6 protein-coding genes, 1 tRNA gene and 1 pseudogene are annotated in these 5478 nt (G+C 53.5%); all 8 read right to left on the reverse strand.

Translation table 11 applies throughout. The features are described 5' to 3' along the window. Positions 1-171: 171 nt before the first annotated feature. Positions 172-245 (reverse strand) — tRNA-Ile (locus Q1Y74_RS13860). Positions 246-744: 499 nt separating this feature from the next. Next, positions 745-1056 carry a DUF4491 family protein gene (locus Q1Y74_RS13865; protein WP_300814881.1) on the reverse strand — a complete coding sequence of 104 codons (312 nt, stop codon included), beginning with the start codon at positions 1054-1056 and terminating at the stop codon, positions 745-747. A gap of 125 nt (positions 1057-1181) precedes the next feature. Further along, positions 1182-1646, reverse strand: coding sequence for an Lrp/AsnC ligand binding domain-containing protein (locus Q1Y74_RS13870; RefSeq protein ID WP_300814882.1), 465 nt, complete (start codon positions 1644-1646; stop codon positions 1182-1184). A 189-nt stretch (positions 1647-1835) separates the two neighbouring features. Continuing rightward, positions 1836-2689: pseudogene (locus tag Q1Y74_RS13875) on the reverse strand (FKBP-type peptidyl-prolyl cis-trans isomerase). A 16-nt stretch (positions 2690-2705) separates the two neighbouring features. Next, the gene (locus Q1Y74_RS13880) at positions 2706-3302 is read right to left on the reverse strand and encodes an FKBP-type peptidyl-prolyl cis-trans isomerase (protein ID WP_300814883.1); all 597 of its coding nucleotides are present in this window, start codon (positions 3300-3302) and stop codon (positions 2706-2708) included. A gap of 77 nt (positions 3303-3379) precedes the next feature. Continuing rightward, complete coding sequence (locus Q1Y74_RS13885; RefSeq protein ID WP_300814884.1) at positions 3380-4285, reverse strand: hypothetical protein; 906 nt, start codon at positions 4283-4285, stop codon at positions 3380-3382. Between the two features lie 24 nt (positions 4286-4309). Then, positions 4310-5020 carry a DUF3696 domain-containing protein gene (locus tag Q1Y74_RS13890; RefSeq protein ID WP_300814885.1) on the reverse strand — a complete coding sequence of 237 codons (711 nt, stop codon included), beginning with the start codon at positions 5018-5020 and terminating at the stop codon, positions 4310-4312. After that, on the reverse strand, positions 4921-5391 hold the full coding sequence (locus Q1Y74_RS13895) for an AAA family ATPase (protein ID WP_300814886.1): 471 nt from the start codon (positions 5389-5391) through the stop codon (positions 4921-4923). Before Q1Y74_RS13895 ends, Q1Y74_RS13890 begins: the two co-directional genes overlap by 100 nt. Between the last annotated feature and the right edge of the window lie 87 nt (positions 5392-5478).

Consider the following 5478-nt stretch of genomic DNA (forward strand, 5'->3'; position numbering starts at 1 on the left):
AAGGATGGCACGAAGTAATTGTTCTGCTTTCATACCACAAAGATACGCAATATGCTTGATACACCATGCCTACCAACCGGGAATATCCGCTGACCCCAAAAAGGTCACCTGAAGGTCACCAATAAAAGAAAAAGCACCTACAAAATCTTTGTAAGTGCTTGATTTCTAACGTGGACCAGCCAGGGCTTGAACCTGGGACCTCCAGATTATGAGTCTGTTGCTCTAACCAACTGAGCTACAAGTCCGATGTATCCTTTGGCGGGATGCGGGGACAAAAGTAGTGCTTTTGGTTGAAATATGCAAGTGTTTTTGGGTTTTTCCATAAAAACTTTGAGGGTGCAGGCTTCGTCTGTGGAGGGTGCAGGCTTCGTCTGTGGAGGGTGCAGGCTTCGTCTGTGGAGGATGCAAGCTTCGTCCGTGGAGGATGCAGGCTTCGTCCGTGGAGGATGCAGGCTTTGTCTGCGGTGGATGTAAGTGTGATGAAAGTCCTTCACGCTTTCACTGCGTGCTTTCTGGCTGGTAGTCAAAAGCTTGCGGTGAAAGTGATGGTTCTATGGTGAAGGCGCCTGTCTTGCCGGGTTTAGACGCAAGTGGCTTGTTATGAGTGGGTCCCGGTGAAATTTCACCCGAGGACCGGTAGAGGCGGGGTGAAAGGAAGGAGGGTGTGAAGGGAGGGCGCCTCGGGACGGTGCTGTGTAACGTGGGCGAAGGTTCGGGTAACGAGGTCGGATGTCTGCTGGGGGGTCAGAACTTGTAGGTACGTTTGGGATTTTTGGGGAACCAGCCTTTCTTGACGCGTTCTTCTTGCTCGAAGATTTCTTTGATGGTCCAGAAGGAGGAGAAGGCGAATACGCCCAGGAGGGAGGCTATCAGGATGTTTTCGGTGCAGAGGGAGGCGGCTGCTGCGCCGATGCCCAGCAGGAGGAAAATCCACCAGCAGCGGGTGCCCCAATAGTATTCTGCCTTGACGACGACGGGGTGGAAGAGGCCGATGATGAGGAAGGTGCTGATGCCGATGACGAGGCCTGAAAGGTGGTATTCGTTTAGGAAGTCCATGGGTTTGTTTTTGGGATAGTGGGTGGTGATGGATGCAGGGCGACAGCGGACTGGCGGTGAGTGGCCGTTGGGGTGTGGCGGCACCTTCTTGTCCGTTGTTGCCCTGCTGGAATATGGTTCTGCCTTTATTTCTCGGGGCAGATGGGTATTTCTTTCTTGATGCTCTGTTCGAGCGAAATCAGGGTTTCGGTGGCTGTCACACCCGGTATTTCCTGCATTTTGTGGTTCAGCAGGTCCATCAGGTGTTCGTTGTCACGTGCGTAGACTTTGGTCAGCATGGTGTAGGGTCCTGTGGTGAAGTGGCATTCCACTACTTCGGGGATTTTTTCCAGCTGTGCGACTACGGTTTTGTACATGGATCCTTTTTCGAGCTTGATCCCGACGTAGGTGCAGGTGCGGTAGCCGAGCGACTTGGGGTTGACGTGGTAGCCGGAGCCTATGATGACGCCGAGGTCTATCAGGCGTTGTACGCGCTGATGGATGGCTGCACGTGACACTCCGCATTCGGAGGCAACATCTTTGAATGGGATGCGGGCATTCTGTGAGATGATTTCCAGAATCTGCCGGTCAAGGTTGTCTATCTTTTCCATAATAATAAATGAGTAAAGTTCATGTTGTTGTCAAATAGTAAGCAAATATAGAGCTTTATTTTAATTTTTCTACAATAATGAAAGAAAATTTGTGGGAAAGGATAAAAAAAGAGCGGATAAGCCGATGCTGCGTTGCATCTGTCTTATCCGCTCTGAATAACGTTCTGTCAGTCTATGGCCGGATTGGCATTACTTCTTGTTTTCTTTTTCGATGCCTACCAGTTCCACTTCAAAGATCAGTGTGGAGTAGGGCTTGATTTGACCGCCGGTCTCTCTGGCTCCGTATGCCAGGTCGTAGGGGATGTAGAGTTCCCACTTGGAGCCTACGGGCATCATGGTGAGGGCTTCTGTCCAGCCTTTGATGACCTGGTTGGCGCGGAATACGGCGGGTTTGCTCTTGCCGTCCTTGTCTTTGCGCTTGTAGGAGCTGTCGAATTCGGTGCCGTCAATCAGGGTGCCTTTGTAGTTTACTTGTACTCTGCTGGAGTCGGCGGGAATGGCGCCTGTGCCTTTGGTGATGATTTTGTATTGCAGGCCGCTTTCGGTGGTTACCACGCCTTCCTTAGTCTTGTTCTCGGCCAGGAACTTTTCGCCGGCTGCCTTGTTGTCGGCGTATTTCTTTTCGATGGCTTTGGCTCTGACGGCTTCCATCTGTGTGCGCTTGTATTCTTGTGCCTGAAGCATATCCATGGCTCCGCCCTTGCCTACTACGCCGGCTACGAAACCTGCCAGCAGGTTTTCACGGTTGAGGGTCTGTGTGGAGTCGCCGGCAAAAATCTGGCGGTTGAATCCTTCTACCCACTGTTTGCTTACCATTTGGCCAATCTGCATACCGGCCATGTAGGCTACGTCTTCCTTGCTGGTCTTGGTGGCGCCTTCGTTGAATCCCTTCAGGAAGGTGGCCATCTGTGTGGAGCGGACATACCGATGGCGTAGGACAATGAGTCGATGTCTGTCTTCAGATTTCCTTTCGGACTTTGTGCGGTGCAGGATGCCAGTCCGGCAGCTGCTGCAAGTGCCATGATGAATGTTACTTTTTTCATTTTGCTTTTTGTTTTTTTATTGTTTGGATAAGATTTTCAGCAGTTCAACTTCGAATACCAGTGTGCTGTGCGGGGGTATCATTTCGCCGGCTCCCTGTGCTCCGTAGGCCAGGTCGCTGGGGATGTAGAGTTTCCACTTGGCGCCTTCGGGCATCAGCTGCAGGGCTTCCACCCATCCGGGGATGACCTGGTTGACGCCGAACGTGGCGGGTTGTCCGCGCTTGATGGAGCTGTCGAACAGGGTTCCGTCTATCAGCGTACCCTCATAATGGCATTGCACCTGGTCGGTGATTTTGGCGTAGGTGCCGGTCTTGCCTTCGTTGATTACTTCGTATTGCAGGCCGCTGGGCAGTGTGACCACGCCGGGGCGTTTGCCGTTCTCTTCGAGGAACTTCTTTCCGGCTTCGATGTTGCCGGCGTTGATTTTCTGTTCCAGTTCTTCGAAATACTTGTTCACGATGTCGCGTGCCTCGGTATGTGTGATTTCGGTGGGTTTTCCTTCCAGCACGTCCTTGATGGCGCGTGCAAAATCGTCCACTTCGATGCCTCTGGCTCCCATGCCCAAAAGGTTCTGGCCTATACCCAGGCCGATTGCATAACTGAATTTGTCCATAGTTGTTTTTGAATGAGTGGCAAAAGTACGCCTTTTATTTGGATGATAGTTCGTTGCGGCATTTAAAATTTCTTATTTTATACCGTAATGTTGTGGTTTCTTTGCGGAGTGGCATCGGTTGTCTGGCCGTTGTGTTTGATTTCTTTCAGGTGCCTGCCGGCGTAGTCGCACACTTCAAAGCGGATGTCTTCGTGTTCCAGGTCGATGCAGAGGTAGGTTGCGGTGTTCTTGAAGGCCTTGGAGTAGAAGATGACCCTTTTCTGCGTGCTGCTCGAGTTGATGCGCGACAGGCGTGTGTGCAGGCACCACCCGTTCATCAGGGCTATCTGGGTGGCGTGTTCGATGAGGTAGGCTTGTTTCTCTTCTGTTGTGGTGGAGTGCCGGCTGTCTTCGTGCCCTATCCGTGCCAGGTATCTGGTTACCATTTCCTGATTCCAGAGCGGCTCTTTTTCGGCATTTTTCCGTTTACATTCCTTGAACGAAGTGAGGCAGACGGCCGTTTGTCCGTTTTCTGCCCGATACAGATTTTTCACCGTGGCCTTTTGTGCCTTTTTGCCGGTTCCTCCGCGCAGGAAGCCTTCGATGGTGTCCCGTTTGTCGGTTTCCCGGAAGGTGAAACTCACCACGGGGCGGTCGTCCGTGCAGGCTTTGCCCAGTGCGGCGGAAGGGTTGTGGAAGTCTGCTTCTTCGCTGAACACGGTGCAGTCATCCAGTTCGTCGGGGCGGGCTTCGCGCAGGGTACTGTCCATCAGGGTGATGATTTCCATCCGCTGGTCGTCGTTCAGTTCCTCCATTCTGAGGTAGCAGTCTTTCCAAGCCACTCCGCCTACGGGCAGGCTTTTGTAGCCTTGCGGACAGACAATCTTGTCCACGCCGTATTCTTTCAGCCGGTCGGCAAGGATGCCAAAACAGCTTATAGCTTCCCAGTGTTCGCACAGTTTTCCGTTGCACTGGTACGATTGGTCGTTGAGCAGGAGTTCCATGGCGGTAGTGGCTGAAGAAGGAGGTTAAGGTTGGTTGATTTGGCGCAAGGCCAGTTCCCATTCGTCGAAGAATCCTTGCGGCCAGTGGTCCAGGGTGCCGTCTTCTTCGAGCACGATGCGTTCGTTCAGATGGAGTTCGGGATGGTCCTTGTCCTGGTAGATGTAGTGTATTTCCACCTTGCCGGCATCTGTCCGGCCTTTGCCTTCCATTCCAGCTTTGGCCATGACCCGCACGCCGTTCAGCAGGTGGTCGCTGTGGGTTTCGACTATAATCTGTATGCCGTGTTCGGCGGCCAGTGCCAGCAGTTGTCCTGTGCGGAACTGTGCCGACGGATGCAGGTGGGCTTCCGGGTTTTCGATGATGAGCAGCGAGTCTGCCGGTGCCGTGAGCACGGCCAGTATGATGGGGAGTATGTACGAGTTTCCGAAGGCCACGTTCAGGGGCGAGAAGGCTATTTCGTTGCCTTGTACGTTTTTCGAGTAGCTCAGGGTGACGCGGTCGGCGGTCTCTTGTGCGGCGGCCAGGCTGACGTCGCTGCCCATGATGTAGCTCAGCCAGGCCGACACGTTGGCAAAGACGGAGTGGTTCTTCTCCAGCAGGCAGAGGGCCGGTACGGGTACCTGTTCGTTGCTGCTCATGGCTTCGTAGAAGCGGAAGGCGGTGTTGCTGCCGTGCTTGTCGCCCAGGCGGCTGTCGGTGTTGCTGGCATTAAGCTGGGGGCAAAGAGCGGCCACGCTGTCAGTACGTGGTCAATGTTGTCCGAAGGGATGCAGGCTATTTCCGTATCGTCCGTCACGGCGTCCTTCAGGGTGAAGCTGGCTTCTTCCGGCTGGTCATTGGTCAGTCTGATCAGAACGTCGGCATCCTCGCTCAAGGCATAGCGCATGGCGTTTCCGTTGGTCAGGTCGGCCAGGTCGCCGTCGGCCTTTACGTGGGTGTGCAGGTCGGTCCGCTTGTCGTCGTTGCTTTGCCGCAGGAGCAGCAGGGCCTGGACGATGCTCGATTTGCCGGCGCCGTTCACTCCCGTTATCAGTGTCAGCCCGCCCAGCGGCAGAGACAGTTCGTCAAAGCATTTGAAGTTCTTTAGGTATAGGTGTTTCAGCATTATTTCGTTTCCAGTTGTTGTTTCAGATAAAGGTACCGTTTCAGATAGTTTTCCAGCAGTTGTCCCGTGTAGGGAGGGGTGACAGGT

This window comes from uncultured Bacteroides sp. (assembly GCF_949298305.1).
Lineage (GTDB): Bacteria > Bacteroidota > Bacteroidia > Bacteroidales > Bacteroidaceae > Bacteroides.